This is a genomic window from Rhodococcus yananensis (assembly GCF_020515525.1).
In the GTDB taxonomy this organism is placed as follows: Bacteria; Actinomycetota; Actinomycetes; order Mycobacteriales; family Mycobacteriaceae; genus Rhodococcus; species Rhodococcus yananensis.
Genome location: NZ_JAIYEP010000007.1, coordinates 74,631 through 97,562, shown reverse-complemented (window position 1 = coordinate 97,562; position 22,932 = coordinate 74,631). Strand labels below are relative to the sequence as shown.

At 67.6% G+C, this 22,932-nt stretch carries 22 protein-coding genes and 1 tRNA gene; 16 read left to right on the top strand and 7 right to left on the bottom strand.

All coding sequences use genetic code 11. The annotated features are described in order from the left end of the window. Nucleotides 1-49: 49 nt before the first annotated feature. From LDQ05_RS03140 to LDQ05_RS03130, 3 genes are read right to left on the bottom strand one after another with little or no spacing between them, the layout of a single operon-like run. Nucleotides 50-1,678, bottom strand: coding sequence for a long-chain-fatty-acid--CoA ligase (locus LDQ05_RS03140; RefSeq protein ID WP_226435445.1), 1,629 nt, complete (start codon nucleotides 1,676-1,678; stop codon nucleotides 50-52). Between the two features lie 27 nt (nucleotides 1,679-1,705). Further along, nucleotides 1,706-2,845 (bottom strand): acyl-CoA dehydrogenase family protein, encoded by a 1,140-nt coding sequence (locus LDQ05_RS03135; protein ID WP_226435444.1) that lies wholly within the window; start codon nucleotides 2,843-2,845, stop codon nucleotides 1,706-1,708. Nucleotides 2,846-2,878: 33 nt separating this feature from the next. After that, a complete protein-coding gene (locus tag LDQ05_RS03130) occupies nucleotides 2,879-4,057 on the bottom strand; it encodes an acyl-CoA dehydrogenase family protein (RefSeq protein ID WP_226435443.1) in 1,179 nt (392 codons plus the stop codon). Between the two features lie 104 nt (nucleotides 4,058-4,161). Here LDQ05_RS03130 and LDQ05_RS03125 point away from each other — a divergent pair, with 104 nt between their 5' ends. The 12 genes from LDQ05_RS03125 to LDQ05_RS03070 all read left to right on the top strand — a co-directional run bounded on the left by LDQ05_RS03125 (nucleotide 4,162) and on the right by LDQ05_RS03070 (nucleotide 15,991). Next, a complete protein-coding gene (locus LDQ05_RS03125) occupies nucleotides 4,162-4,347 on the top strand; it encodes a ferredoxin (protein ID WP_226435442.1) in 186 nt (61 codons plus the stop codon). Between the two features lie 135 nt (nucleotides 4,348-4,482). Next, nucleotides 4,483-5,388, top strand: coding sequence for a 3-oxoacyl-ACP reductase (locus tag LDQ05_RS03120; protein WP_226435441.1), 906 nt, complete (start codon nucleotides 4,483-4,485; stop codon nucleotides 5,386-5,388). A gap of 471 nt (nucleotides 5,389-5,859) precedes the next feature. Next, a complete protein-coding gene (locus tag LDQ05_RS03115) occupies nucleotides 5,860-6,624 on the top strand; it encodes an MlaE family ABC transporter permease (RefSeq protein WP_226435440.1) in 765 nt (254 codons plus the stop codon). Between the two features lie 17 nt (nucleotides 6,625-6,641). Beyond that, nucleotides 6,642-7,490, top strand: coding sequence for an MlaE family ABC transporter permease (locus LDQ05_RS03110; RefSeq protein WP_226435439.1), 849 nt, complete (start codon nucleotides 6,642-6,644; stop codon nucleotides 7,488-7,490). A 9-nt stretch (nucleotides 7,491-7,499) separates the two neighbouring features. Beyond that, nucleotides 7,500-8,678 (top strand): MCE family protein, encoded by a 1,179-nt coding sequence (locus LDQ05_RS03105; RefSeq protein WP_226435438.1) that lies wholly within the window; start codon nucleotides 7,500-7,502, stop codon nucleotides 8,676-8,678. A 2-nt stretch (nucleotides 8,679-8,680) separates the two neighbouring features. Beyond that, complete coding sequence (locus LDQ05_RS03100) at nucleotides 8,681-9,700, top strand: MCE family protein (protein WP_226435437.1); 1,020 nt, start codon at nucleotides 8,681-8,683, stop codon at nucleotides 9,698-9,700. After that, nucleotides 9,697-10,755: an MCE family protein gene (locus LDQ05_RS03095; RefSeq protein WP_226435436.1), complete on the top strand. Its 1,059-nt coding sequence runs from the start codon at nucleotides 9,697-9,699 to the stop codon at nucleotides 10,753-10,755. Before LDQ05_RS03100 ends, LDQ05_RS03095 begins: the two co-directional genes overlap by 4 nt. Continuing rightward, a complete protein-coding gene (locus tag LDQ05_RS03090; RefSeq protein WP_226435435.1) occupies nucleotides 10,752-12,086 on the top strand; it encodes an MCE family protein in 1,335 nt (444 codons plus the stop codon). Before LDQ05_RS03095 ends, LDQ05_RS03090 begins: the two co-directional genes overlap by 4 nt. Continuing rightward, entirely contained in the window at nucleotides 12,083-13,303 is a 1,221-nt protein-coding gene (locus tag LDQ05_RS03085; protein ID WP_226435434.1) for an MCE family protein, read from the top strand. The genes LDQ05_RS03090 and LDQ05_RS03085 overlap by 4 nt, the downstream gene beginning before the upstream one ends. Next, nucleotides 13,300-14,712 carry an MCE family protein gene (locus LDQ05_RS03080; RefSeq protein WP_226435433.1) on the top strand — a complete coding sequence of 471 codons (1,413 nt, stop codon included), beginning with the start codon at nucleotides 13,300-13,302 and terminating at the stop codon, nucleotides 14,710-14,712. The genes LDQ05_RS03085 and LDQ05_RS03080 overlap by 4 nt, the downstream gene beginning before the upstream one ends. Then, a complete protein-coding gene (locus tag LDQ05_RS03075; protein WP_226435432.1) occupies nucleotides 14,712-15,350 on the top strand; it encodes an Rv1363c family protein in 639 nt (212 codons plus the stop codon). Before LDQ05_RS03080 ends, LDQ05_RS03075 begins: the two co-directional genes overlap by 1 nt. 176 nt (nucleotides 15,351-15,526) lie before the next feature. Next, a complete protein-coding gene (locus tag LDQ05_RS03070; RefSeq protein ID WP_226435431.1) occupies nucleotides 15,527-15,991 on the top strand; it encodes a hypothetical protein in 465 nt (154 codons plus the stop codon). A gap of 55 nt (nucleotides 15,992-16,046) precedes the next feature. Here LDQ05_RS03070 and LDQ05_RS03065 read toward each other — a convergent pair whose 3' ends face one another. Then, on the bottom strand, nucleotides 16,047-17,576 hold the full coding sequence (locus LDQ05_RS03065; protein ID WP_372461024.1) for an alpha,alpha-trehalose-phosphate synthase (UDP-forming): 1,530 nt from the start codon (nucleotides 17,574-17,576) through the stop codon (nucleotides 16,047-16,049). A 14-nt stretch (nucleotides 17,577-17,590) separates the two neighbouring features. Beyond that, nucleotides 17,591-17,755 carry a hypothetical protein gene (locus LDQ05_RS03060; RefSeq protein ID WP_226435429.1) on the bottom strand — a complete coding sequence of 55 codons (165 nt, stop codon included), beginning with the start codon at nucleotides 17,753-17,755 and terminating at the stop codon, nucleotides 17,591-17,593. A 216-nt stretch (nucleotides 17,756-17,971) separates the two neighbouring features. Between LDQ05_RS03060 and LDQ05_RS03055 the strand changes: the two genes are divergently transcribed. From LDQ05_RS03055 to LDQ05_RS03045, 3 genes are all read left to right on the top strand, one after another. Then, nucleotides 17,972-18,772, top strand: coding sequence for an alpha/beta fold hydrolase (locus LDQ05_RS03055; protein ID WP_226435428.1), 801 nt, complete (start codon nucleotides 17,972-17,974; stop codon nucleotides 18,770-18,772). Nucleotides 18,773-19,046: 274 nt separating this feature from the next. Beyond that, entirely contained in the window at nucleotides 19,047-20,432 is a 1,386-nt protein-coding gene (locus LDQ05_RS03050; protein WP_372461023.1) for a lysine N(6)-hydroxylase/L-ornithine N(5)-oxygenase family protein, read from the top strand. After that, entirely contained in the window at nucleotides 20,429-20,662 is a 234-nt protein-coding gene (locus tag LDQ05_RS03045; protein ID WP_226435426.1) for an MbtH family protein, read from the top strand. The genes LDQ05_RS03050 and LDQ05_RS03045 overlap by 4 nt, the downstream gene beginning before the upstream one ends. A gap of 15 nt (nucleotides 20,663-20,677) precedes the next feature. Here LDQ05_RS03045 and LDQ05_RS03040 read toward each other — a convergent pair whose 3' ends face one another. After that, nucleotides 20,678-22,351, bottom strand: coding sequence for a threonine/serine exporter family protein (locus tag LDQ05_RS03040; protein WP_226435425.1), 1,674 nt, complete (start codon nucleotides 22,349-22,351; stop codon nucleotides 20,678-20,680). Nucleotides 22,352-22,471: 120 nt separating this feature from the next. Here LDQ05_RS03040 and LDQ05_RS03035 point away from each other — a divergent pair. Further along, nucleotides 22,472-22,546 (top strand) — tRNA-Thr (locus LDQ05_RS03035). 55 nt (nucleotides 22,547-22,601) lie between these two features. On the opposite strand, the gene LDQ05_RS03030 is transcribed toward LDQ05_RS03035, so the two are convergent. After that, nucleotides 22,602-22,928, bottom strand: a complete 327-nt coding sequence (locus tag LDQ05_RS03030; protein WP_372461022.1) for a hypothetical protein — start codon at nucleotides 22,926-22,928, stop codon at nucleotides 22,602-22,604. Nucleotides 22,929-22,932 lie beyond the last annotated feature (4 nt).

The following is a 22,932-nucleotide window of genomic DNA, read 5'->3' as shown; positions in this document are numbered from 1 at the left end:
CTGCAGAACCTCCCGGTGCGCACATCCGGCTACCAGAAACGCGCACGGGTCAGACGGCGTCCGCAGTCAAGGGTTCGAGATCCTGTGCGAGTTCCGACGTCACAAGCCGGAACTCGCTCTCGCCGCGACCGCGGTACCACACGGGGTCGGCGCAGTGCCACCGCTCGGCGGCGAGTGAGCGGGTGACCACCTTGAACGTCGCGGTCCGGGGCAGTGCCTCGCAGACCCGGACCAGGGTGGGCAGCTGTTTCGGTCCGAGATCGGGCTGGGAGTCGAGGAACTCGGCGAAATCGGCCGGATCGAACTCTCGCACGGCGGTGGGGACGACGGCGATCATCACCCGATCACCCACGTACCGGTCGGGCACGCCGTACACCGACGCCTGCGAGAACCCGGGGTAGCGCATCACCGCCCGCTCGATGGGGGCGGCGCCCAGGTTCTCGCCGTCCACCCGCAGCCACCCCGAACTGCGTCCGGCGAAGTACACGAATCCGTCGGCATCGCGGTAGGCGAGATCGCCGCTGTGGTACCGGCCGTTGCGGAGCCGTTCGGCGTCGGCTTCGGGGTTCTTGTAGTACCCGGCGAACGCCCCCGCGCCGTCCGAATTGACGAGCTCGCCGGTGGCCTCGTCCGCGTTGACGATCCGGCCTGCCGCGTCGAATCGGGCAGGCGGGCACGGCTCCCCGGTCTCCGTGTCGAGGATCTCGATACCGTCGGGCAGCAACCCGAGCGAGCCGGCCGGCTTGCCCGGAGTCGCGCGGATCGAGATGCCGCCCTCGGTGGAGCCGAACCCGTCGACGACGGTCGCGTCGAACCGTCGGGTGAACTCCGCGACGGCCGGTGCGCTGCCTTCGTTGCCGTACATGATGCGCAGACGATTGTCGGCGTCGTCGGGTGTCTCGGGCGTCGCGACGATGTAGGACAGGGGTTTACCGACGTAGTTCGCGTACGTGACACCGAACTTGCGCAGGTCCGGCAGGAACCCGGATGCGGAGAACCGCCGGCGCAGCGCGACGCCGCTGCGGGCCGCGAGCGCGACACCCCATCCGGCCATCATCGCGTTGGAATGGAACATCGGCATGGACAGGTAGACGACGTCCTCGGAACCGAGCCCGAATCGTTGGGCCAGCATGATCGCGGGGTCGACGATCTTGGCGTGTGTGCACCGCACGGCCTTGGGATCGCCGCTGGTCCCGGACGTGAAGATGAGCATGAACAGGTCATCGCGCGCCACGTCGTCGACGACGGGCGCGGCCGATGCGTGCGCCGCCAGCAGTCCGTTCCACTCCGGCGTGTCGATCTCGATCACGCGCACCCCGGGCAGCGACAACCCGGCCAGCAGGTCGGCGTGCGCTCCCTCGGTGATGACGACCTGACAGTCGGCGAGGGAGATGTCGCGGGCCAGCGCGTCGCCGCGTCGCGTCGTGTTGAGACCGACCACGACCGACCCGGAGAACGCCGCCCCGCCGAGGAGCAGCGAGAACTCCGGCACGTTGCCGAGGAGCAGGCCGACGTGCCGCGGACGCTCGGGATCCAGCAGTGTCCGCAGCAGCGCCGCACGCTGATGGGACAGCGCGACGTGTTCGCTCCACGACAGGGATTCGTCCTCGAACCGCAGACCACGATCCTCGACGTCCGCGAGCCGAGCGAGCAGGGTGGCGACGGTGTCGGTGGTCATGCGGTCCTTCGGGTCGGTCGGTACAGGTCAGGCGGGTGCGTCGGCGAGTTCGTCGCCGAGTGCGCGCAGCTGTGTCGTCGCCGAACCCAACAGGAATTCGTGCTCTTTGGCAACGAGGAAGTACCGGTGAACGGGATGGTCCTCGTCGAGGCCGACGCCGCCGTGAACGTGGACGGTGGTGTGCGCGACCCGGTGCCCGGCGTCGGCCGCCCAGAACGCGGCGGTGCGCAGTGACTCCGTGTGGGGTCTTCCGGAGGCGACGTGGAATGCTGCCTGCCACAGGGTCAATCGCACTCCGCGGACGTCGATGTAGCCGTCCGCGAGGCGTTGGGTGACCGCCTGGAAACTCCCGATCGGCCGGTCGAACTGCACGCGCTCGCGCGCGTACTCGGCGGTGAGTTCGAGCGCGCGTTCGAGTACACCGCACTGGTACGCGACGGATCCGAGGAGCATCCGGTCGCGCAGCCGGGCCGCGACCGCGGCGCCGTCGCGACCGGTCGGGGAGGGACCGTCCTCGCCGAGGATCCGTTCGGGCCCGAGTTCGACGGCGTCGAACGTGACGATCCCGCAACTGCCCCGGCCGGTGGTGTGTTGGCGGGTGACGCTCACTCCGGGGTCGTCGGCGCGGACGAGCAGGACGACGGTGCCGAAATCCGTGGATGCGGGCACGAGGAAACCGTCGGCGACCGGCGCCGAGTCGACGACGGTCTTCGTTCCGTCGAGAACGAGGGTGGCACCGAGGTGCCGTGCTCGGGTGGTCGGGTTCGTCGGGTCGTCGACGAGTTCCTCGGTGAGGGCGGCTGCGAGGACGGACTCGCCGGTGGCGGCGGGCTCGCCCCACTCGGCGAGCTGGGTGTCGGTGCCGAACTCGGCCAGCGTCGACGCGCACACCGCGACGGACGTCAGGTAGGGGGTGGTCGTCGCGCCGCGGCCCAGTTCGATCAGGATGCTCGCCTGCTCGAGGGGGCCGAAGCCGTCTCCGCCGATCGACTCGGGCAGCGCCGCGCCGAGCACTCCGGACGAGGCCAGGGCGTCCCACAGGGCGTGGTCGGTGCGGTCCTCGGTGGCGTCGAGGTCACGCTGGTGTTCGTTGGTGACGATGTCGGTGACGATGGTGCGGGTCAGGCCCGCGAGATCCTGCTGGGCTTCGGTGAGTGTGAAATCCACGGTGGCTGTCCTTGTCTCGACGCTGTGGCGGTCTCAACGCCTGGCGGGCGGCTGGCCGAGGGCGGTCATCGCGATGATGTCGCGCTGCACCTCGTTGGTGCCGCCGCCGAAGGTCAGGATCAGGGCGCTGCGGTGCATCCGCTCGATGCGGCCCCGCAACAGCGCCCCGGGGGAGTTCTGACGCACGGTCGCGGCGGGACCCAGGATCTCCATGAGGAGGCGGTATGCCTCGGTGGCGAACTCGGTGCCGTAGACCTTGTTCGCCGATGCCGGTGCCGGCCCGAGGGGTTCGACGCTCGACGCGATGTCCCAGTTCATGAGTTGGAGGTATTCGGCCTTGGCGTGCACGCGCGCGAGGTTGATCCGGACCCATTCCTGGTCGATCACGCGCTGCCCGTCCGGCAGCCGGGTCTGTTGTGCCCACGCCCGCACCTCGGCGAGGGCGCTGAGGATCGGTCCCGCGGACGTGAGGGCGACCCGCTCGTGGTTGAGCTGGTTGGTGATCAGTGCCCACCCGCCGTTCTCCTCGCCGACGAGCGCCGATGCGGGGACCCGGACGTCCTCGTAGTAGGTGGCGCTGGTGTCGGGGCCGGCCATGGTGTGCACCGGGGTGTGGGAGAAGCCCTCGGCGTCCGTCGGGACGATCAGCACGCTGATTCCCTTGTGCTTGCGGGCGTTCGGATCGGTGCGCACCGCCAGCCACACGTAGTCGGCGTAGGCGATGAGCGACGTCCACATCTTCTGGCCGTTGACGACCCACTCGTCGCCGTCCCGGACCGCGGTGGTGCGCAGTGACGCGAGGTCGGTGCCGGCCCCGGGCTCGGAGTAGCCGATCGAGAAGTGCAGTTCTCCGGCGGAGATGCGGGGGAGGAAGTACTCCTTCTGTTCGTCCGTGCCGTAGTGCATGATGGTCGGCGCGACGGAGTCGATCGTCAGGAACGGAACGGGCGCACCGGCGATCGCGGCCTCGTCGCTGAAGATCAGCTGATCCATCGCCGAGCGGTTCTGGCCGCCGTACTCTTCGGGCCAGCCGAGGGTCAGCCACCCGTCCTTGCCCATCTGTTGGACGACCTCGCGGTAGACGTTGCCGGCGCCGTATTCACCCGTGGTGGCTGCCAGCGCCTCCTTGCGTTCGGGTGTCATCAGATCCGCGAAGTACGACCTCAGTTCCTCCCGCAGCTGTTGCTGCTCCGGGGTGTGGGTGATGTCCACGAACGCTCCTTTTCGTGACGGAATCCACACGGATCATTGCACAGAAGTGGAACGCGTTCTAGCCTTGCATCGAAGCCAGGCGAAAATGGAACGAGGTCGGAAAAATGGATGTGAAGGTCGATTTCGATCGTTGTGAGGCCAACGGCGTGTGCGTGGGTATCGCCCCCGACGTATTCGACCTCAATGACGACGACGAACTCATCGTCGTGCACCCCGTGCCGGAGGGAAACGAGGCGCTCGTGCGCGATGCGATCGCCCAGTGCCCCCGCGCGGCGCTCACCGAGGCGTGAAAGCCGTCGGATCTTGTCATAAACAGTAACAAGTTCTACATTTTGGAGCGACTTCGGAGCTCCGAGGTGACGAAGGGTGTGCGGCGCGTAGGTCAGCCCCGGAGCGCCCACCCGAGAAACGCAAGGAGTGCGTGGATGAGTTCTGACGGTGCGGACCTGTCACTGGAAGGCCGGGTCGCGGTCGTCACCGGCGCCGGCGCCGGTCTCGGCAGAGCCGAGGCGCTCGCGCTGGCGCGGGCCGGTGCGTCGATCGTCGTCAACGATCTCGCGATGAACGATGCCGTCGACGACACTCTCGCGCAGATCCGTGCGGTCGGTGTCGATGTCGAGTTCGTCGGCGGCAGCGTCGCCGAGCGCGCGACGGCCGACGTCATGGTGGCGACGGCGCGGGACCGGCTCGGCGGCCTCGACGTGGTCGTCAACAACGCCGGCGTCGTGCGCGACAGGATGCTGCCGAACATGTCGGACGACGAATGGGACACCGTCGTCGCGGTGCACCTGCGCGGTCACTTCCTGCTGTGCCGCAACGCGGCGGCCCACTGGCGTGAACGTTCGAAGGACGCGGACGGGCCGGTCTACGCGCGCATCGTCAACACCTCCTCCGAAGCCGGCCTCCTCGGCCCCGCGGGGCAGCCGAACTACGGGGCCGCGAAAGCGGGGATCACGTCGTTGACCCTGTCGGCGGCCCGGGGACTCTCCCGCTACGGCGTCCGCGCCAATGCCATCTGCCCGCGGGCGCGGACGGCGATGACCGAGGGAGTGTTCGGGGACGCACCCGAGGGAGGCACCGATCCGCTCTCGCCCGATCACGTCGGCACGCTCGTGGCGTATCTGGCGTCGCCCGCCGCGGACAACATCAACGGCCAGGTCTTCGTTGTCTACGGCCCGATGGTCGCGTTGATGGCCGCTCCGGTGGTCGAGCAGCGATTCGACGCGGTGGACCGGTGGACGCCGGATTCGCTCGCGACCGAACTCGGTGGTTACTTCGCCGACCGCGACCCCGACAAGACCTTCTCGGCGTCCGACGCGCTGAAGCTCTGACCGCGTTCGCTCCGGCCGCGGACCGTCGCGGGGCGGCCGGAGCGAACGCGTGGATCTTTCTGTAACTCGAGGTGCGTGACAACGCTGTCATCGGGTAGTCTCGCGCCACCGACCGGGTTGCCCGAATTGGGCGACATTCGCTGTTCTCGGCGGTCATCCAATGGGTGGATTCTGTTCTAATTCAGAATGTCCGGCAGCGCTCCTTCCGGTGTACGGGAACGATGTGTGCGCGGTCGGCTCGGCTCGGGTGATTGTATGTTCATGGACCGAAACCCCCAGCATATTCAGCTTCATCGTGGGGAACGCGTATCGATGCTCGGGCACTGCGCTTCGGGCGACCAAAAGGGGTTCTGCTGTGCGCGCCCGATTTTCTTTGACAGGTGAACACGTTCTAGTTAGTATGACGCGGATCACAAATGGGTTACTCGATCCGGTGGTGGACGGCGACTCGGGGAACGAAGGGGGACGACGATGGTAGACCTGTTCGAAGTCCCCCTCAGAGCTGTCGGTGGGCTCTTCGCGATGACGGCCGACACGGCTCGCGCCGCGTTCTCCCGCCCGTTCCAGCGCCGCGAGTTCATCGATCAGGCGTGGTTCGTCGCGAGGGTGTCGCTCATTCCCACCGTCCTCGTCGCCATCCCGTTCACGGTTCTGGTCAGCTTCACCCTCAACATCCTGCTCCGGGAGATCGGCGCCGCCGATCTCAGCGGTGCCGGTGCCGCGCTGGGAGCCGTCACACAGGTCGGGCCGATGGTCACCGTGCTGATCGTCGCCGGCGCCGGTGCCACGGCGATCTGCGCCGACCTCGCCGCGCGCACCATCCGCGAGGAGATCGATGCGATGCGGGTACTGGGCATCGATCCCATCCACCGGCTCGTCGTCCCCCGGGTCCTCGCGTCGACCGTCGTCGCGTTGCTGCTCAACGGACTCGTCTGCACCATCGGCATTCTCGGTGGCTTCGCGTTCTCCGTGTTCTTCCAGGGCGTGAACCCGGGTGCGTTCATCAACGGCATCACTCTCCTCACCGGATTCGGAGAACTCATGATCTCCCAGGTCAAAGCCGGCCTGTTCGGCATGATCGCCGGGCTCGTCGCCGCCTATCTCGGACTGAACGTCAGGGGCGGAGCCAAGAGCGTCGGCGACGCCGTCAACCAGACGGTCGTGTTCGCGTTCATGGCGCTGTTCGTCGTCAACCTCCTCGTGACCGCTGTCGGCATCAAGCTGACGAGCGGATAGGAAAGGGCGGACAGACGATGGCGGTACTGACAGGGCGGTTCAACCGCACCGCACGGCGTCTCGGCCGGGCGTCCAACTCGGTCGACGGGATCGGCGACCAGGCGCTGTTCTATGCCCGCGCACTGGGATCCGTTCCCCGCGCGGTGATGCACTACCCCAAGGAGACGGTGCGGCTGGTCGCAGAGATCAGCATGGGCACAGGGGCACTGGCGGTCATCGGCGGCACCGTCGTGATCGTCGGGTTCCTGACGCTGTTCACCGGCGGCATCATCGCCGTGCAGGGCTTCAGCTCGCTCGGCAACATCGGCGTCGAAGCCCTCACCGGCTTCTTCGCCGCGTTCATCAACGTCCGCATCGCGGCTCCCACCATCGCGGGAATCGGCCTGGCCGCCACCATCGGCGCCGGGTCCACCGCGCAGCTCGGCGCGATGCGGGTGTCCGAGGAGATCGACGCGCTCGAAACCATGGCGATCCCCTCCATCCCGTACCTGGTCTCGACTCGCGTGATGGCCGGGATGATCGCGATCGTCCCCCTGTACTCGCTGGCGGTGATCGCCTCGTTCATCGCGAGTCGGTTCGCCACCGTCGTCCTCTACGGGCAATCGGCCGGCGTCTACGACCACTACTTCTCGACGTTCCTGATGCCCACCGACATCCTGTGGTCGTTCGTGCAGGCGATCGTGATGGCGATCGCGGTGATGCTCATCCACACCTACTACGGCTTCAACGCGGGCGGCGGCCCGGTCGGTGTCGGCGTGGCGGTCGGCAACGCGGTGCGCGCATCGCTGATCGCCGTCGTCACGGTCACCCTGCTGATCTCGCTCGCGGTATACGGCACCTCCGGCAACTTCAACCTGTCGGGATAGGCGAGGCGCATGGACACACCTTCGTGGAAGAAGAAGCTCGCAGCGTTCGGCCTGATCGGAGGGCTCGTCGCGATCGTCGCGATCGCGCTGACGCTGTTCGTCGGCGGTTTCACCGCGACCACACCGATCACGGTCACCGCGGCCCGATCGGGGTTGGTGATGGAACCCGACGCGAAGGTCAAACTTCGCGGCGTCGAGGTGGGCAGGGTCGCGTCGATCGAGCACAGCCCGTCCGGCGCGGTCCTGGAACTGGCGATGCAGCCCGGGCAGCTGGAGCTGATCCCGTCGAACGCGCGTGTCGCGATCGAATCGACCACCGTGTTCGGCGCGAAGTTCGTGAACATCATCGTTCCGGACGATCCGTCGACCACCCCCATCGCCGAAGGCGCGGTGATCGCGGCCGACAACGTGACGGTCGAGTTCAACACCGTCTTCGAGCACCTGTCCGACGTTCTCGCCCAGATCCAGCCGGAGAAGCTCAACGCCACGCTCGGCGCGCTGTCCGAGGCGCTGCGCGGTCGCGGTGACGAACTCGGCGCCACCCTGGTGGAGGCGAACGACTACCTCGCGGAGATGAACCCGTCGCTGCCGCAGCTGCAGTACGACCTGACGGTCGGAGCGGACGTCGCGAACGTGTACGCCGACACCGCCCCCGATCTGATGGGCACCGTCGGCAACGCGACCGACGTCGGCAACATGATCGTGGACGAGCAGGAGCAACTCGACCTGCTGCTGATGAACGTCACCGGACTCGCGAGCACGGGCCGCGACGTGCTCGGCGAGAACGAGGCGCAGATCGTCTCGGCACTCGACCTGCTCAGCCACACGACCGGTCTCCTCGGTGAGTACTCACCGGAGTTGACCTGCTTCATCACCGGTCTCAACGATGCCCGAATCGCCTTCGAACCCATGGCCGGCACCGGCAAGTACCCGGCGCTGATGCTCAGCACGAGCTTCATGGGCGGGGCCACCCCCTACAACCACGAGGAGGACCTGCCGGTGGTCGGTGCGTCGGGCGGACCGAACTGCTGGGGTCTGCCGAACTTCGATCCGAACGTCGACGGCAACGCACCGTTCGTGGTGAGCAACACCGCGACCGTGCCGTTCCGGCCGTCCACGGAGGCCTGGGTGCGCTACCCGACCATCTTCGGCTACCTGTTCGACGGCTACCTTCCGGCGGGGCAGTGACCATGAGGAACACCACGCTCAAGTTCTCCGTCTTCGCGGTCGTCATGGTTCTCGTGTTCGCGGGACTCGCGATCGTGTTCAGCCAGGCACGGTTCAGCTCGACCGAGGACTACCGCGCCACGTTCACGGACGTCTCCGGGCTCGCCCCCGGAGACAAGGTCCGCATCGCCGGCGTCCAGGTCGGCTCCGTCACCGGGGTGGACATCGGCTCCGGCAACCACGCCGAGGTCGCGTTCGACGTCGACACCACCCAGACGTTGTTCACCAGCACCCGGGCGACGGTGCGCTACGAGAACCTCGTCGGCGACCGCTATCTCGAACTCCTCGAGGGACCGGGAGATCTGGGGATCCTCCAGCCGGGCGGCACCATCCCGATCGAGCAGACGGAACCGGCGCTCGACCTCGATCTGCTGCTCGGCGGGTTCAAGCCCCTGCTCAAGGGCCTCGACGCCCAGCAGGTCAACGACCTGTCCGGAGCACTGATGCAGGTGTTCCAGGGGCAGGGCGGCACACTCGTGTCGCTGCTGAACAGCACGGATTCGTTCACCAACTCGCTCGCCGACCGGGACCGGCTGATCGGCGACGTCATCAACAACCTCAACGACGTGCTCGGCACCATCGACGAGCACGACCAGCAGTTCACCGACACCATCGACCGGCTGTACACCCTCGTCGACGGGCTGGCCGCCGATCGCGACCCGATCGGCACGGCGATTCCGCGGATAGCCGACGGCACAGCCGATCTCGCGGCGCTGTTGCAGAACAACCGGCCGGATCTCCAGTCGACGATCGCGGAGACCAACCGGGTGATGACGCAACTCGACCTGGGGAAGGACGACATCAACACGACCCTCGAGCGACTGCCGTCGGACTACAAGAAGCTCATCCGTGTCGGCGCGTACGGAAACTTCTTCCAGTTCTTCCTGTGTGCCAACACCTTCAAGATTTCAGGGCCGGACGGAACCACCATCCGTTACACCTCGGCCGCTCAGACCACGGGAAGGTGCGCGAAGATCGAATGAGTGGAATCCGCGAACCCAACACCCTGCGCATCGGCGCGGTCGGGCTGGCCGTGTCCACGGCCATCGTGGTGGCCGGCCTGCAGTACGACCAACTCCAGTTCCTGTCCGGGGGCGTGACCTACTCGGCGCACTTCGCCGACGCCGGCGGACTCATGGCCGGCGACGACGTGATGCTCGCGGGTGTCAACGTCGGCTCGGTCACCGACATCGCGCTCGACGGGCAGGCCGTGCTGGTCACCTTCCGGGTGCGCGACGGAATCGGACTCGGCGAGGATACCGGCGTCGACATCAAGACGAACACCGTCCTGGGAGCCAAGTCCCTCACGGTGCGCCCGGCCGGCGACGGGCTCCTGCGCCCCGGATCGGTCATCGCGCTCGAACACACCAACTCCCCGTACTCGCTCACCGACGCGCTCGGTGACCTCACCACGAGCGTGTCCGAACTCGACACCGACCAGGTCAACGAATCCCTCGACGCGCTGTCCGAGGCGATGACGGACACCCCGCCGGAACTCCGCGGGGCACTGGAAGGAATGTCGCGACTGTCGAAGTCGATCAACGACCGCGACGAGTCGTTGTCGGACCTGCTCGAGCGGGCCGAGAGCGTCACCGGGATCCTCGCCGAACGCAGCGACCGGATCAACGAACTCGTCGTCGACGCCAACGCACTCTTCGGTGAACTCTCGGTACGTCGCGACGCGATCACCGCGCTCATCACGAACATCTCGACGGTCTCGCGCGAGCTGACCGGGCTGGTCCAGGACAACCAGGACCAGATGGGCCCCACCCTCGAGAAGCTCAACGCCGTCACCGCGAACCTGCAGGCGAACAAGGACAACATCGCCGGTGCCCTCGACGGTCTCGGCCCGTACATCAGCGCGCTCGGCGAATCCGTCGCCAGCGGACCGTTCTTCAACGCCTATGTGTCGAACATCCTGCCCGCGCCGTGGTGGAAGGCCGTCGTGGACAGCCAGGTGGCACCCGAACTGCTGCCGCAGGACCTGCAGGACATCATCCCCACGGACCCGCCGTCGATCAAGAAGGATGGCGAATGAACGCACACAACCCGGACACCGTGAAGTCCCGTCGCCCGAAGTGGCTGCTCCCGGCCCTGGCCGGCGCAGTCGTGGTGGCGCTCGTCGCTGTCGCGCTCGCGCTGGTCCCGGGATTCGGAAAACGCACCGTGCACGCGGAATTCGTGTCCACGACCGGACTGTACGAGGGAGACGACGTGCGTGTGCTCGGCGTCCCCGTCGGAAAGGTGACCTCCATCGAACCGGGTGACGACGTCGTACGGGTGACGATGAAGGTCGACCGTTCGGTGGACGTCCCCGCAGACGCGAACGCCGTGATCATCGCGCAGAGCCTCGTGTCGGGACGGTTCGTGCAGCTCACCCCCGTCCACTCGGGCGGAGACGAGATCGCCGACGGCGCCACCATTCCCGTGGAACGCACGGCGTCGCCGGTCGAATGGGACGAGATCAAGACCGAGCTGATGCGGCTGTCGGAGGCTCTGGGCCCGGAGGAGCTCGACCCGCAGGGGTCGCTCGGGCGGTTCATCGACACCGCCGCCGAGAACCTCGACGGCAACGGCGCGACGTTCCGGGAGACGCTGCGGGAACTGTCGAGCACGATGCGCATTCTCTCCGACGGCCGCGAGGATCTGTTCGGCACCATCCGGAACCTGCAGACCTTCGTGTCCACCCTGTCGCAGAGCAACGAACAGATCGTGCAGTTCGGGGGGCGTCTCGCATCCGTCTCGGATGTGCTCGCCGCCAGCTCCGAGCAACTCGGGGTGTCGCTCGCCGACCTCGACATCGCGGTCGGTGACGTGGAGCGGTTCGTGCGGGCCAATCGTGACGCTCTGACCGAATCGGTGGAGCGGCTCGCCGACGCCACCGAGGTGCTGGCCCGCAAGCGACCGGAGATCGAACGTGTCCTGCACTCCGGCCCGACCTCGCTCGCGAACTTCTACAACATCTACAAGCCGGCGCAGGGATCGTTGACCGGTGCTCTCGCGATCTCGAATGCGGCCAACCCGATCGAGTGGATGTGCGGTTCGGTTGCGGCGGCGGCGACCGCGACTTCCGAACGCAGCGCGGAGCTCTGCCGCGAACAACTCGGTCCGGTACTCGCCTCGTTCCAGGCGAACTACCTGCCGTTCCTGATGAACCCGCTCGCCGGTGTCCAGGCGTTCCCCGACCAGATCGTGTACTCCGAGCCGTGGCTCGAGGGGGCGGCAGCGGCGCGCGGGGGAGCGCCGGAGTCGACGGGCGGGGCCGCTGAGGTTCCGGTGTCGTCGTTCGACGGGCCGCTGTCGGGTATGCCGTCGATCAGTATTCCCGACGATCTGGGATCGCTGTTGCAGCCGGGAGGTGGACGATGAGGGTTCGACAGGGCGCACTGCGCGGTGTCGTCGCGGCGATGACCGCGGTGGTGGCGCTGACCGTGTCCGGATGCGAGTGGGGTGGACTCAACTCGGTTCCGATGCCCGGTACCGCCGGGCGCGGGGACGGCGCCTACGAGGTGCAGGTCCGGATGCCGAATGTGACGACGTTGACGCAGAATTCGCCCGTCCGGGTCGATGACGTGACGGTCGGTTCGATCTCGCGGATCGAGGTCGAGGACTGGCATGCGCTGGTGACGGTGTCGCTCGAACCGGATGTCGAGCTGCCCGCCAACGCAACGGCCCGTATCGGACAGACCAGCCTGCTCGGATCGCAGCATCTCGAGTTGGCTCCGCCGTTCGACGAACCGGCCCGGGGAAGACTCGAGCCCGGCGACATCATCCCGCTCGACCGTGCCGGTGCCTATCCCACGACGGAGCAGACACTGTCGTCGCTGTCCGTGGTACTCAACGGCGGCGGTCTCGCCCAGATCAACGACATCACCACCGAACTGAATGCGGCGCTGGTGGGTCGTGAGGGCTCGATCCGCGACCTCCTGCCCCGGATCGACGAACTCGTCTCGACCCTCGATACACAGCGCGGCGACATCGTCTCGGCGATGGAAGGGATGGATCGGCTGGCAGCCACCGTCAACGGTCAGAACGACACGCTGGTCCGGGCACTGGAGGATCTGCCGGCCGCACTCGACGTCTTGTCGGAACAGCGCACGGACCTGACCGCGGCGATGACGGCCCTGGGCGAGATGAGTTCGGTGGCGAGCCGACTCGTCGAGAGCAGCAACGACGACCTGAAGGCCAACCTGCAGGGGCTCGCACCCACACTGCGTGCGCTCGCGGACTCCGGCAACTCGTTGACCGAGGTGCTGGGAGTGTTGTTGACCTACCCGTTCCCGCAGGCCGGCATCGATCAGATCATCCGCGGCGACTACGCGAATCTGGCCATGACGATCGACCTGACGCTGGACCGGCTCGACCTGAACTTCCTGACCGGGACGCCGCTCGCGGGCCGGCTCGCCGGTCCGGAAGGCATTCTCGGTCGGGACGCCGGACTGGCCGCGCAGGCGGTCGACCCGTTCCGGGCGCCGCTGGCCCCGCCGGCGGCCCCGGCGGATACCGGAACGGAGGGAACGTTGTCGATTCCCGGAATCGGTGAGATCACCATTCCGTCGTTGCCGTGGGAGGTGCCGGGGCCATGATGCTCACGCGGTTCGTCCGCATCCAGCTGATCATCTTCGCGATCCTCACCGTGATCGGTCTGGTCGTCATGTCGGTCCAGTACGTCCGGCTTCCTCAACTGCTCGGGGTCGGTCGGTACACGGTCACGGTGCAGCTGCCGTCGACGGGCGGCCTGTACCAGAACGCGAACGTCTCCTACCGCGGAACCATCGTCGGCATCGTCGATTCGGTGAAGCTGTCGCCGACCGGTGTCGATGCGGTGCTGTCCATCGATTCGGACAGCAGGATTCCCTCGGACGTCGACGTCGCGGTGCGCAGTGTGTCGGCGGTCGGTGAACAGTACGTCGACTTCGTTCCCCACGAAAACGGCTCGGGTGGCGAGTATCTGGGTGACGGTGATGTGGTTCCGGTCGACCGGTCGAGCGTTCCCCAGGAGGTCGGTGCCCTGCTGGACCAGGCCGACACGCTGCTGGCCAGCATCTCCGACACCCGGCTGCAGACCGTCGTCGACGAGGCGTTCGACGCGTTCAACGGGTCCGGTCCGGAGCTGCAACTGCTCATCGACTCGACCCGGTTGTTCGTGCAGGAGGCGTCATCGAACAGCGCGGAAACACGGCGTCTGCTCGACGATCTCGGGCCGCTCCTCGACACCCAGCAGGTCACCAGCGACCAGATCCGGTCGTGGACGCGGGATATGCTCACGTTCACCGATCAGCTCCGCGAGAGTGATCCCGATCTGAGGGCGTTGATGGCGAAGGGGCCGTCGGCCGCCGCGGAAGCCGAATCCCTGTTCCAGGACTTCCGGCCCACACTGCCGCTGCTGCTGTCGAATCTGGTCAGCGTCGGCGAGGTCGGTGTCACCTACAACGCGGGTCTCGAGCAGATCCTGGTGCTGTACCCGCCGATGACGACCGCACTGATCACCGCGGCCGGCGGCGGCCCCGCCGAGGACGGCGCGGTGGTGGACTTCCACCTGCAGCTGCACGACCCGCCGCCGTGCCTCGCCGGGTTCGTACCCCCGGAACAGTGGCGCAGCCCCGCCGACACCTCCATGGTCGACACACCGGCGGACGTGTACTGCATGTTGCCGCAATCGGATCCGAACGCCGTCCGTGGCGCACGGAACGTGCCGTGCATGGAGTATCCGGGGCGCCGCGCGCCGACCCCCGAACTGTGCGCCACCGGGTACACCCCCACCTATTCCGACAATCCGTGGCGGGGCGCGCCCACGCCGGTCGAATCGGAGAACGACCGGCCGACACCCGCCTCGTACAGCGGGACGGAGGATGACGCGGCACCGGCCGGTGTGACAGCGTTGCAAGTGGATCCGGGGACGGGCACCTACATCGGCCCCGGAGGGACCGTGTACCGGAACGTCGATCTCGGCGACGGGAGCTTGGAGACCTACATGAAAGCGCAGCAGGGCTGATGGCGGGCGAAGACGAGACGACGACGGACACCGCGGTGCAGTCGGTCCGGATCGGTGAGGACGGCGTGTCGACCGACGGTGGCACCGCCGCGGCCACACCGGGCGGTGGGGATCGGTCGGGCGCAGAGTCCTCCGCGCCGTCCGGAGCTCAGGCCCCGGGGTGGGCGAAGATCGTGACCGTCGTCGCGTCGGTACTCATCGTCGCATTGGTCGCGTCCGGGGTGTGGTTGCTGCTCGAGGCACGGTCGGCGCACGACCGTGACGAACGTCGGGCGCAGTTCGTTCAGGCGGCCCGGCAGACCGTGCTGAACGTGACGACCATCGCGGCGGAGACGGCGCACGACGACGTGCAGCGGATCCTCGACGGCGCCACCGGCGACTTCCGGGCCGAGTTCGAGGGCCGCGAGGGCCCGTTCGCCGAGGTGGTGCAGCAGATCGATGTCAACTCGACGGGTGAGGTGGTCGAGGCCGGCGTGCAGACCGAGGACGGACCGTGCATCGCGTCGCTGGTGGCGGCCCGGGCCGTGGTCAGCAACGCCTCCGCTCCGGAGCCGTCACCGAGGGACTTCCGTCTGCGGGTGACGATCTGCGACGAGAACGGACAACTACTGGCGTCGAAGGTGGAGTTCGTGCCGTGAGCGCCGACGGGAACGACAGGGCCGAAGGGAACGACAGGGCCGACGGGAACGACAGGAGAGAGGCGGTGAGTGAGGTGACGGTGAGTGCGGTGGACGCCCCCGGCGAGACGGCAGAATCGTCGACAACGACGGAAAGTGCCTCGACGCAGGGGAACTCACGGTCCTTGCTGCCGAGGGTGGCCGTCGTGCTGACGGTGGTCGTGGCGGTGCTGGCGGTGGTCGTCGGGTGGCTCGCGTACGGTCGGATCCACGATTCGGCGGTCGAACGGGCACGGGTCGAAGCACGTGCGGCGGCCGAGGCGGAGGTGGTCGCGATGCTCGAGTACGACTTCGCGACGGTCGACGAACAGGCCGAGGCCGCGGTGGGGGGACTCACCCCCGACTTCGCCACGGAATACATGAACCTGATGACCAACGTCGTCGCGCCGGGTGCGAAGGAGAAATCGATCACCGTGCAGGTGAGCGTGCAGGGCTCGTCGGTCGTCTCCGCCGACGCCGACAACGCCGTGATGCTGCTGTACCTCAACCAGATCACCACGAGTTCGGACAGGCCCGAGGCGGCCAGCAGTGGCAGTCGCGTACGTGTCGAAATGCAGAAGGACGGCGACCGCTGGCTCGTGGACCGGCTGACCCCGGTCTGATCGACGACCGATCGGCGGTGCCCCCCACCGGGACAGGTGGGGGGCACCGGCTCGTTCATCGCGGGCCGTGGTTCTCCCCGGGCGTGATGAGAGCGGGGCCGGCTGCGCCGCTGTGCGAGAGCGCATCGAGGAACGACCGGGCCCAGCGGTCGACGTCGTGCGTGAGCACCTGGCGCCGTAGCGCGCGCATACGTTTGCGGCCGTCCTCCCGCGGCACCGTCAGTGCGGCCTCCATCGCGTCCTTGACGTTCTCGAGGTCGTGCGGGTTGCACAGGAACGCATGACGGAGTTCTGCTGCGGCACCGGTGAACTCACTGAGAACGAGGGCGCCGCCGAGGTCGCTGCGGCAGGCGACGTACTCCTTCGCGACGAGGTTCATCCCGTCGCGCAGCGGAGTGACGAGCATGACATCGGCCGCCGCGAAGAAGGCGATGAGTTCGTCGCGGGGAACCGGGCGGTGGATGTAGTGCACCACCGGACGGCCGACCTCCGCGTACTCACCGTTGATGCGACTGACCATCATCTCGATCTCGCCGCGCATCTGCACGTACGAGTCGACCCGCTCACGACTCGGTGTGGCGAGCTGCACCATGACCGTGTCGGCGGGATCGACGCGACCTTCGGCCAGCAGTTCGTGCAGGGCGTCGAGCCGCACGTCGATGCCCTTGGTGTAGTCGAGCCGGTCGACCCCGAGCAGGACGTGCTTCGGGTTGCCGAGTTCCTTCCGGATCGTCTTGGCCCGGGCCCGCACCGTCCTGCTGCGGGCCTGCTCGTCGAGTTCCCCCGAGGCGATGGAGATGGGAAACGCGCCGACCCGGACGGTCCGGAAGCCGACCTGCACGACACCGAGTTTCGAGCGGACCCCGACGGTGCCGCGGGACGTCTGGTGCCCGGCGAGTCGCCGCGCGAGGTACAGGAAGTTCTGCGCGCCGCCGGGCAGGTGGAATCCGATGAGGTCGGCGCCGAGGAGGCCCTCGACGATCTCGGTCCGCCACGGCATCTGCATGAACAGTTCGACGGGCGGGAACGGGATGTGCAGGAAGAACCCGATGGTGAGATCAGGTCGGAGCATCCGCAGCATCTTCGGGACCAGCTGCAGTTGGTAGTCCTGTACCCACACCGTGGCGCCTTCCGCGGCGGCATGCGCGGCGGCCTCCGCGAACCTGCGATTGACCTCGACGTACGCGTTCCACCATTCGCGGCGGTACTCGGGACGGACGATCACGTCGTGGTAGAGGGGCCACAGCGTGGCGTTGGAGAAGCCTTCGTAGTAGTCGGCGATCTCCTGTGCGCTGAGCGGCACCGAATGCAGTACGAGATCGTCCTCGACGATCGGATCGAGTTCGGCGTCGGCGACCCCCGCCCAACCGACCCAGGCACCGCGATTCGCGCGCAGGATCGGTTCGAGTGCGGTGACGAGACCACCCGGGCTGCGCTTCCAACGGGTGCTGCCGTCGGGCAGGCGTTCGAGGTCGACCGGCAGGCGGTTGGCCACGACCACGAAATCCGCTGTGGTGTGGACGGCGGATCCGTCGTCCGGTACCGCCTGGCCCGTCGTCACATCGTTTCCTCTCGGGTCGTCGATCGTCGCGTGCGGAGTCAGTGCTTGTCGCCGGGGGCGATACCGAGCATCGACAGCAGCATGCGGCACTCGTCCGCGTCCTCGGCGTAGGCGGCGACGACGCGTTGCGCCTGTCGTGCGGTTTCGTCGGCGACGGGTTCGAGATCCTCGTCGGCGATGTCTTTCGCGGTGTCCGCGGCCATGATGCAGTCCTCCTGGGGTATCTGCCCTGGTTCTGGCAGGGAAGTTACCCAGACTCTAGGAGAATGGGACTCCGGCCCGCCACTTCCGGCCCGCTTTATCGATCAGGGCGCGCTCGCGTGGGCGTGCGCGGCGGTCACGGTACGGTGTTCGGCGGGGCGCGGCCCGCGTGTTGTTCGCGGTCGCGGTAGTCGTCGTAGTCGCCGAGGAAGGTTGTCATGCCCATCGCCACGATCAACGGGATTCCGCTGAACTACCAGGTCAAGGGATCCGGCGACCTCGTCGTTCTCGTCATGGGGACCGGGAGCCCGGGGCGGGTGTGGGATCTGCACCAGGTTCCGGCGCTCGTACAGGCCGGGTATCGGGTGGCGACGTTCGACAATCGGGGGATCGCGCCGTCGGGGGAGAGCCTCGACGGGATGACCATCGACGATCTGGTGAACGACACCGCCGGACTGATCGAACTGCTCGGTGGCCCGGCGCACGTGGTGGGGACGTCGATGGGTGCGCGCGTCGCGCAGGAACTGTCGCTCGCCCGCCCCGATCTCGTGCGCAAGGCGGTGTTCCTGGCAGGCCACGCCCGCATGGACCGGTTCCAGACGACCCTGACCGAAGGCGAACGACAGTTGTACGACAACGGGGTCGAACTGCCCGCGGCGTACCAGGCGGCGGTGACCGCCGTGATGAACCTGTCGCCGGCCTCGCTGCGCGACCCGAACACCGCGCGGGACTGGCTCGACGTCTTCGAGTTCAGCGGGGGTCGGATCTCGGCCGGTGTGCGGGCGCAACTCGGTATGGACCGTGAGTTCGATCGTCGCGCCGCCTACCGATCGGTGTCGGTTCCGTGCCTGTCGGTCGGGTTCGCCGACGACCGCATGATCCCGGCGTATCTGTCTCGGGAGGTCGCCGATGCGATCCCGAACGCGCGTTACGAGGAGATTCCCGACGCCGGACACTACGGCTACCTGGAGCGTCCGGAGGCCGTGAACAAGGTGGTCCTGGACTTCCTGACCGCCTGAGGCGGCGGCTGTTCGGAACAGGACGGGTCCGCGGGCGCGGCCGGGTGGAAGCACCGGCCGCGCCCGCACCTTTTCCCGTGCGGGACTTGCGGATCGGGACGGCGGTGTCCGGTTCGTCCGAGGTGGCGGGGTGCGGCGACGGAACGGCTCGCCGGGACGTCCCCGCAGACGCCTTTCCATTGGTACCCTCCGTGGAAGCAAGGTTAGCCTGAGCTACTTTTCTGCCCGACCCGAACGACCGTGGGCGCGCGCCCCCGAGCACGGAAGTTGAGTGATGACCGACCGATCCAGCATGTTTGCCGTTCATTCGGGGGTGACGGACGACCGGGAGGTCGACGTCCACGACATCGTGGGGATCGGCTTCGGGCCGGCGAACCTCGCACTGTCCATCGCGATCGAAGAGCACAACGCCGCAGCGGGCACCGCGCTGCGCGCCTGCTTCTTCGAGCGTCAACCCGAGTTCGCCTGGCACCCGGGAATGCTGCTCGACGGCTCGACGATGCAGATCGCGTTCCCGAAGGACCTCGTGACCTTCCGCAACCCCGCGAGCAGTTACAGCTTCTTCTCCTACCTGCACGCGCAGGACCGCCTCGTCGACTTCGTCAACCACCAGACGTTCTTTCCGACCCGCCTCGAGTTCCAGGACTACCTCGCCTGGGCCGCGCGCAGAGTGAGCGCCGACGTGCGGTACGACACGACCGTCCGGTCCGTCGAAGCGCTGCGCGACGACGACGGCACCGCGCGACGGTTCGTCGTCCGCACCGAGGACGGCACCGAAGTGCACGCCCGCAACGTGGTGCTCGGAGTCGGACTGAAGGCCCGGATCCCCGAGTGGGCGACCGAATCGGCCCGTTGCTTCCACAACCACCGGTTCCTGTTCCACCTCGAGGAGATGCCGGCACTCACCCACCAGCGATTCGTCGTCGTCGGTGCCGGCCAGAGCGCCGCCGAGGTCGTGCAGTACCTGCACGGCCACTATCCGCAGGCCGAGGTCCACAACGTCTTCAACCGGTTCGGGTACAGCCCCGCCGACGACAGTCCGTACGCGAACCGCATCTTCGACCCGGAAACCGTCGGTGAACTGTACGACGCGCCGGCCGGCGAGCGCGAACGACTGTTCGACCTGCACAGAAGCACCAACTATTCGGTCGTGGACCCCGCGCTCATCGAGACCCTCTACGCCACCGAATACCGGGAACGCGTCGCCGGGCGTCGCCGGTTGTTCATGCGGCGGGCATCCGCGGTGACCTCCGTCGTCGAGGACACCGCAGGGATCGCAGTGCAGGTCCGTAACGCTCTCGACGGCCGGATCGACACACTGAAGTGCGACGCCGTCGTCCTGGCGACAGGTTTCGCACCGGCGCCGCTCGGCCCACTGCTGGGTGACCTCGCGCCGTCCGCTCCGGTGCCGCCGGTCGCGCGGGACTACCGCCTGGCCACACCGGACGATGTGACAGCTGGGATCTACCTGCAGGGAGGAACCGAGAAGACCCACGGACTGACGTCGTCGCTGCTGTCGAACGCGGCCGTGCGTGCAGGCGAAATCCTCACGTCCGTACTCGAGCGACAGCTGTTCGATCCGCCGGTGCGGCAGGTCGACGTCGGTGAACTTGGTAGAGTACCGGACCAGCACACCTACGCAACAAGTGAGGCGAGATGAGCACGAATCCATTCGACGACGAAGACGGCCGCTTCTACGTTCTGATGAACGACGAAGAGCAGTACTCGCTGTGGCCGACCTTCGCCGAGGTCCCGCAGGGGTGGCGGGTCGTGTTCGGTGAGGAGTCGCGCGCTGCGTGCGTCGAGTACGTCGAACAGAACTGGACCGACATGCGTCCCAAGAGCCTGCGCGACGCAATGGAGGCAGACCAGAAGGCGCGCCAGGGCTGAACCCGACCCGGGCAGTCATCGTCGACGAGAGCCACGCCGCCACCATGGGCGCCGCGTGGCTCTCGTCGTCTCGTCGAACAACTCCGCGCGCAGGGTTTCCGCCGGCAGGGGGCCGGTGGGGAGGGGGCCGGTTTCGGGGGACCGTGACACCGTGACCGTCGGGATCGGCCCCGTGACGATCGGAACCGGCGCCGTCACGACGGGCAGCGAACCCGTCACCGTCGGCAACGGGCCGGTCGGCGTGGGGATGGGTCCGGTCGCGGCCTCCAATCTGGTGCGCCGGGACCCGATCCGGCGCATCTGCGGGCGCAACACCGTCCCCGACTTCAACAGCGTGCGGGGGTTGCGGGTGGTTCGTGCCAGCCATTCGCCGAGGGTCACGCCTGCGGCCAGGGCGCACCCGATACCGAACGCCGCGAACAACGCGGTCAGCCCCACGACGATCTCGTTCCGCAGCATCGCGTACAACCCCCGATACAGGGCGAGGCCGGGAAGCAACGGCGTGATACCGGCCACCGCGACGACCAGAGGTGGCGTCAGTGCGCGGCGGGCTGCGAGGCCACCGGCGAACCCGATCACCGTCGCGGCCGTCGCGGATGCGACGACCGGACCGAGCACCGCCCCCAGCGACAACTGATAGACCAGCGACCCGGCCGCGCCCGCGAACGCGGCGACCGCCAGCGCTCGGCGCTCGGCGTAACAGGCCAGGGCATAGAACATCGCCGCGAACGCCCCCGACAGGATCTTCGTCGGGAGCTGGGTCAGATCGGGCAGCGGCGCATAGCTGATCACCGGCAGTTCCGCCTCGAACACCTCCGCGATACGCAGGGTCGTGGCGACACCGGCGATGATGCCGCCCGTCATCATCAGCAGTTCGAAGAACCGCGCGGACGCGGTGATCGGTGCCCCCGTGATCGCATCCTGCACCGAACCGACCAGGGACAACCCGGACAACAGCACGGTGACGCCGGCGGCGATGATCAGGCCCGGCGACACGTCCACACCCAGTGTGTCGCGGAGAGAGTAGATCGTGATGGCCGGTGCCGTCGCGATGATGCCGCCGACGACGTGTTGGAAGAAGAACGGAAGCCCCACACCGTTGAGGAACCGGTTGACGCGGTCGATCACGAACGTCGACGCGAACGCCACGAGCGCCACCAGGAACCCGCCGCCGAGCAGAACGGAGATCGCCGCCGCCATCCCCGACCACGCGACGGTCGCCACCCAACGGTTGTACGGGTGGGCAGCGTTCGTGAGGGCGAGGAGTTCCTCGTGGGCCTGCGCCGGTGAGATCGCGTCCCGGCGGATCCGGCGGGTGAGGCGGTCGACGGCTGCGAGGCGCGTGAAATCCATCGACCGGTACTGCACGACCCGCATCGTGCTCGCCGGCGGCATCGTCGGTCCCCGATATGCGGACAGCACGATCGAGTTGTAGGTGACGTCCACATCGCATTGCGCCAGACCGTAGGTGGCGGCGACGAACCTCACCTGCTCGGAGGTGTCGATCGCTCCGGTGCCGGCCGCGAGCAGAACTTCACCGACCCGCACCGCGACGTCCAGGGCCTCGGCGACGACCGCGTCGTCCGTCAGATCGATCGGCTGCAGCGGCGTCGGCGCCGACGTGACGGCGTCGATGGTGGCGCGTCGGCGCCCGAAGACCAGGCCGGAGGCCGCTCTGAGGAAGCTCACCGATGCCCGGCCTCGGTGTCGATCCTCGATCCGGCCGCGAACAGCATGCCCATCACCGTAGCCAAACCGGGTGGGTGCACGCACGGTGGTTGCGCCCTATATGATGGGCGGCGCTCCATTGCCTCCTTAGCTCAGTGGTAGAGCACTCGCCTTGTAAGCGAGCGGTCGTCAGTTCAATCCTGACAGGGGGCTCCACCAGTGCTGACCGCGCGGTGTCGACCGCGCGGTGTCGGCACATTCCGCGCCGGGATCAGGCGGCGGACGTCTCGAGGTCGTTGTCGTCGACGAACACGAGGCGTCCGTTGTCGAGGGCGACCGCCCAGCGTTTCACGGGAGCCCAATCGCGGCCCAACTGGTCTCCGACGGCCTCCTGGTGCGGTCCGTAGTCCGCGACGATCTTCCCCGGCTCTGCGTCGTCACCGACGACTCCGGCGCGCACGACCACTGCGGTGCCCACGGACAGGTGCGGTGACGGATGAGATGCAGAACCGGCCATGAATCGGATCATGCCATGTGCGGCACGGGGTTTCCCGTCGAAAGTGTGCAGTTCGACGTCGCGGAATCGCAGTACGGACATTTCG

What these genes read in the sequence shown, in the direction of transcription:
- LDQ05_RS03140 (WP_226435445.1), bottom strand. Translation starts at nt 1,678, where the DNA reads ATGACCACCGACACCGTCGCCACCCTGCTCGCTCGGCTCGCGGACGTC.
- LDQ05_RS03125 (WP_226435442.1), top strand. Translation starts at nt 4,162, where the DNA reads ATGGATGTGAAGGTCGATTTCGATCGTTGTGAGGCCAACGGCGTGTGC.
- LDQ05_RS03120 (WP_226435441.1), top strand. Translation starts at nt 4,483, where the DNA reads ATGAGTTCTGACGGTGCGGACCTGTCACTGGAAGGCCGGGTCGCGGTC.
- LDQ05_RS03115 (WP_226435440.1), top strand. Translation starts at nt 5,860, where the DNA reads ATGGTAGACCTGTTCGAAGTCCCCCTCAGAGCTGTCGGTGGGCTCTTC.
- LDQ05_RS03110 (WP_226435439.1), top strand. Translation starts at nt 6,642, where the DNA reads ATGGCGGTACTGACAGGGCGGTTCAACCGCACCGCACGGCGTCTCGGC.
- LDQ05_RS03105 (WP_226435438.1), top strand. Translation starts at nt 7,500, where the DNA reads ATGGACACACCTTCGTGGAAGAAGAAGCTCGCAGCGTTCGGCCTGATC.
- LDQ05_RS03100 (WP_226435437.1), top strand. Translation starts at nt 8,681, where the DNA reads ATGAGGAACACCACGCTCAAGTTCTCCGTCTTCGCGGTCGTCATGGTT.
- LDQ05_RS03095 (WP_226435436.1), top strand. Translation starts at nt 9,697, where the DNA reads ATGAGTGGAATCCGCGAACCCAACACCCTGCGCATCGGCGCGGTCGGG.
- LDQ05_RS03090 (WP_226435435.1), top strand. Translation starts at nt 10,752, where the DNA reads ATGAACGCACACAACCCGGACACCGTGAAGTCCCGTCGCCCGAAGTGG.
- LDQ05_RS03085 (WP_226435434.1), top strand. Translation starts at nt 12,083, where the DNA reads ATGAGGGTTCGACAGGGCGCACTGCGCGGTGTCGTCGCGGCGATGACC.
- LDQ05_RS03080 (WP_226435433.1), top strand. Translation starts at nt 13,300, where the DNA reads ATGATGCTCACGCGGTTCGTCCGCATCCAGCTGATCATCTTCGCGATC.
- LDQ05_RS03075 (WP_226435432.1), top strand. Translation starts at nt 14,712, where the DNA reads ATGGCGGGCGAAGACGAGACGACGACGGACACCGCGGTGCAGTCGGTC.
- LDQ05_RS03060 (WP_226435429.1), bottom strand. Translation starts at nt 17,755, where the DNA reads ATGGCCGCGGACACCGCGAAAGACATCGCCGACGAGGATCTCGAACCC.
- LDQ05_RS03055 (WP_226435428.1), top strand. Translation starts at nt 17,972, where the DNA reads ATGCCCATCGCCACGATCAACGGGATTCCGCTGAACTACCAGGTCAAG.
- LDQ05_RS03050 (WP_372461023.1), top strand. Translation starts at nt 19,047, where the DNA reads ATGACCGACCGATCCAGCATGTTTGCCGTTCATTCGGGGGTGACGGAC.
- LDQ05_RS03045 (WP_226435426.1), top strand. Translation starts at nt 20,429, where the DNA reads ATGAGCACGAATCCATTCGACGACGAAGACGGCCGCTTCTACGTTCTG.
- LDQ05_RS03030 (WP_372461022.1), bottom strand. Translation starts at nt 22,928, where the DNA reads ATGTCCGTACTGCGATTCCGCGACGTCGAACTGCACACTTTCGACGGG.